Raw genomic sequence first — 4,751 nt, forward strand, 5'->3', positions numbered from 1 at the left:
TCCTGGAATTAAGATATTATTTAATAAAATCATAAAGAGCCTTGAAGAACTGAGGGTATACTTCTATATGCGGAAGATGTCCTACATTCTCAATTTCCACCAGCTTAGCTCCGGGGATTTCTTTCTGAGTTTTTTTTCCAAGTTCCTGATACTGCCCCATCTTAGGCTGAAGTTCTTTAGGGGCTCTATCCTTTCCTATCGCTGTCCTGTCACGCGTCCCTATAATCAATAAAGTAGGTACTTTAATGTTTTTAAATTCATAGCATACTGGTTGGTTATAAATCATATCAGAGGTTAAGGCAGCATCCCAGGCTACCTTCGGATAATCCTTATGAAGCGTCCATCCTGCTATCAAATCCAGCCAGGGCTGATATTCATCTTTCCATTTGTTATCATAATAAAACCTGAGTTGATAATTTTTATAAGTTTCCGCCGTATTTTTCAATTCGGATTGATATGCCTGATCAATAGTTTGATAAGCAGCAAAGGTTTTATAGTCTTCAAGTCCTATAGGGTTCTCCAATATCAATTTCTCAACTCTTTCAGGATAAAGTAGGGTAAAGCGTGTTCCGACCATCCCTCCCATAGAATGCCCGAGTACAATTATTTTATCAATCTTAAGTTCATCTAATATTCCCTTTGTATTATCTGCCAACTGTGAAAAAGAAAATTGATAACTCTGAGGTTTTGAGGATTTACCAAACCCTATCTGATCTGGAATTATCACCCTAAAGCCCTTATCTGACAGATCTTTTGCCGTCTGTTCCCAATAAGCTCCATTAAAGTTTTTCCCATGTAAAAGCATGATCGCTTTTCCATTTGGTTTTTTAGGTTTCACATCCATATAAGCCATTTTCAGGTCTTGTTGTTGAGATTTCAAATCCAGAAAGTGAACTTCATAAGGATATTTATAATTGGAAAGTGTAGCATCCAGAGGCTTTACCTGAGCCAATAAACCTTCTGAAAATACCGAACACATAATTACAACAAATGTATTTCTAAAATATTTCATACGTTTTTTATGATAAAATTAAAAAAAACGCTTCAAAAGAAACGGTTTTCATTTATTTTTTTATGGTAAAGATTCAACAATCAGAATTTCTTTTTTGGAAGGTAAATTCATTAAAACAATCGCAAACAGAATCAAAGCAATTCCCATCCACTGGACCCATAATACTTTTTCTCCTAATAAAATATAAGCCATCATTACGGAAACCGGAAGCTCCAAAGAGGAAACGATACTTCCCAACCCCAATCCTGCATGAGGAAATCCTATATTAAATAAAATAGGCGGTATAATAGTTCCAAAAACTGCTAAAATAAGTCCATAGGTCCACAAAATAGAATAATCAAATGGTCGGATATGCTGCGTATTCTCCGTAAAATTCAAATAAACAGATTTTAGCCCGTCAGAATACAAGGGTCCAATCTGCGCAAAGAATAAAAATAAAAAAACGACAATTGCTCCTCCACATAACATAATCAGACTTTTTCTGAAAACAGGAAGGTGGGTTGCGATTGTATTTGATGTAAACATAGTCATTGTATACGATGCTGCTGCAAGCAATCCCCAGAAGATCCCATGCCAGTCCAGATGAATATCCTGATTGATAATATTAGTAGCCAAGCCGGTTCCCAACAGAACAATCATAGTAGCTATAATTTTTCTAAAACTCGGTAATTTTTTATTCAGAAAAGCTTCAACGACTACACTGAACCAAACCGATTGCATCAGTAAAACTATCGCTATGGAAACATTAATATACTGAACCGCCAGATAATAAAACAAACTTGTAAACCCCATTGAAGTTCCTGCTAATACCAGCATTCTTACTTCTTTCCCCGTGGGTGAGGGCAAACTTTGTTTTGATGTTAAGGTCTGAATAAAGTTCAGCAGTAAAAGCCCAACCAATCCCAACATAAACTGCGAAGTAGTAACTTCAGATGTGGTATACCCCTCCTTATAAGCCATCTTCACAAACGTAGCTAACATACCATAGATACTGGCACCTAACCCTACAAATAATACTCCTTTTATTATATTTCTCTTCTCCATAATTTTTTTCGCCCCGCAAATTTACAATATAATCTCTGATTACTGGGTTTATCTTATTAATAAAAAAAGAACGTCTCCTTAGAAACGTTCTTTTTATTTGTTATCTCTATTTCAGTCTATTTCTTAACAATGATTTTGGATGTTGCATCAAAACCCAGTCCTTTAATTTTTACCAGATAAGCTCCATTGATTAACCTGTCTGTAGAAATCGCCTTTTTAGAGTCTGGTGAGATTTTATCTTCTGAAGACACCAATTTACCCGTCATATCATAGATTTCAACATTAACTTTTCCTAAGGTATTACTTGGGAAATTAATGTAAAATTCATCCTTAGCAGGATTAGGATAGATAGAAATATTATTTTTTACTGTTTTTGTTTCTTCTGTAGCTAATATACAATCAGAAGGAACTGTAAAGTCCTCGGTCTGATCATTAATGTTTGTTTTACTTCCAGCCAAGGCATTTACACCAAGCCCTCTTTTTGCAAACACCCTCCATATCATACATTTATCTGCTCCTCCGGTTGTTGCCAGATCAGCAGCAACTATTGCATCTCTACCATTTAAAAAAGTAGGATTACAACCCTGAAGCTTTAAAGCATCTGTTACAAGTTGTAATATCCTTGTACTACCATTTGTTGTATTGGCTGTTACATCCGAAGAATATCCATATTTGGCAACGTATTCCCAATGTAGATCCCACAACATAGACGCCCAGATAAATCCTATTGAATGTACATTCGGAACAAGTGCTCCATTATTATTTATATATTCAAGGCCATTAGTATCTCCATACGTAAAGTCATTGATTGCAAAATTCGGAGAATATTTTGCCGGTCTGATTCCTCCTCCTGATATCGGCTGGCCCTCTGCATAAGTCCCTATACCTCTTGCTACGGATGCATTATCTCCTGGTTGATTGGTCAACATTAAAGCAAAGAAATCTGACCAACCTTCACCCATTTGCTCTTTATCAGCAGAAGAATTTAAACAGGCATAACCTGTTCCTGTCATCCTATTTGAAATCCCATGTCCATATTCATGAATAACGATTCCGTTATCAAAACTTCCATCCGGAGTCATTGCTGTAGCAGGATCATTTTTTAGAGTAACATTTACAGTGGTATTTGTTGTTAAATTACTTTTTATGTATTCACCTTCTGCATTGGTAATTAAAACGGAAGGAATTATTATGGTAGCATCTGTTCCCGACATTCCTCCCACTGCCCCGGAAGTAGGCGCATTATAAATAATCGCCGCGATTGCCCCTGCATTTTGAGCATTCTTAACTTTAACCGTAAAGTTACATGTCCCTCTTTCCACTAAACCTATTTTTCCGGTTAATGAGCCTGCAGGTAGTGCTGTACAGCCATCAATTACAGAAGCTAGCTGAACATTCCCGGTAACACCTACAGCATCTAGAGGAGCCCCAAATCCTGCAATTCCTGTTACAGGCAAACGGGAGGTAGCTGCACTCGGTGCATTATAGAAAAACAGCTGATTAACCGGAGACCACATGTACATCTGCATCCAGCCGTTATAGTTATCAGGAGGAGAGCTAAAGTTAGCATTATCAGTTCCTCCTCCATCCTGAGCTTCTGCATACACGCTATCATCATCCATCCCTCCTAATCCCCAATTGTTTTGCTGGAAATTCTTGGCTGTTTCCGTAAACCCAAATTTATAAAATATATCATGTACCCTGTTATTAATATAAAACAGATTAGTAATAGAAGCCATTTGGTTATAACCCGATGTACCATTGATATTAAATGGAAAATTAAAATTTCTTGAAGCTCCCCCATCTGCTGACAGTCCCGGAGCATCCATATCTGCCGTATCTTCATATGCATACACATTATTTCCACGGGTATAAGTATAATGATTGATCCCATCAGAATGCCACCCTTCTGGAGAAGAAGCTAAAATCCAAGGATTGGAAACTGTAGACCTGGATCCAAAAGTAGGGGCTTCTAAAGGAGTTGCAAATATATTATAAGAGGCAGGATCAGGTGTCAGTAGTACCAAATTCTGATCATTACTTTTTGGTGCAGGTCCTGCTGCCTGTGCATGCTGATGAAAGTCATGAGACTCCGACTGATAAGCTCCCGGTGCAAAATTACAGGATAATGTAAGATTAATCTTTTCTATAATTTCACCATTAGCTGCATCTACCAGAATATTCCAGTAATTGGCAGATTTAGGTTCCTTTATCATATATTCATAAGCCAAACGCAATTGATTTTTACCATCATTTACGTATACCAATCTCTGCTTGGCCACCTTTCTGTCATTTTTAGTTTTTTCAAAGAAACCAACAATAGGAAGAGTTGCCACTTCATCTTTCCCAAGGTTACTGGCTATTTTCTGCAATGCCATACTTCTATCAACAGAAACATTAGCAGGGGCTGAAACTGTATAATCTTTTATAAAATTATCTGTATAATAAACAATTTTATTATCCCGGATAAGAGCTGTTCCCACAGAACTGTGAACAAGGTAACCATTATAGGTCTGTTGAAATTTAACTACATTTCCGTTGAGCGTTCTGGAAGCATCAACATTGTCAATAACAAAGTTGGTAAGATCAGACTTTTTATATTCTCGGAGTTTATTTTGGGTAATATAGTCTTTAATAAGTTTCTCATTATCCTGAGAATACAAATAAGACGAGTGAAATACTGAGAATACAGCAA

3 protein-coding genes are annotated in these 4,751 nt (G+C 36.9%); all 3 read right to left on the minus strand.

Annotation, left to right across the window (positions count from 1 at the left end; translation table 11 throughout):
- Positions 1–16: 16 nt before the first annotated feature.
- On the minus strand, positions 17–1,012 hold the full coding sequence (locus Q0A18_RS13690; RefSeq protein WP_292010715.1) for an alpha/beta hydrolase: 996 nt from the start codon (positions 1,010–1,012) through the stop codon (positions 17–19).
- A 60-nt stretch (positions 1,013–1,072) separates the two neighbouring features.
- Positions 1,073–2,056 (minus strand): EamA family transporter, encoded by a 984-nt coding sequence (locus Q0A18_RS13695; RefSeq protein WP_292010716.1) that lies wholly within the window; start codon positions 2,054–2,056, stop codon positions 1,073–1,075.
- 116 nt (positions 2,057–2,172) lie between these two features.
- On the minus strand, positions 2,173–4,751 hold a 2,579-nt coding region (locus tag Q0A18_RS13700; protein ID WP_292010717.1), incomplete at its 5' end, for a T9SS-dependent M36 family metallopeptidase.

The organism is Chryseobacterium sp., assembly GCF_022712095.1.
Classification (GTDB): domain Bacteria; phylum Bacteroidota; class Bacteroidia; order Flavobacteriales; family Weeksellaceae; genus Chryseobacterium.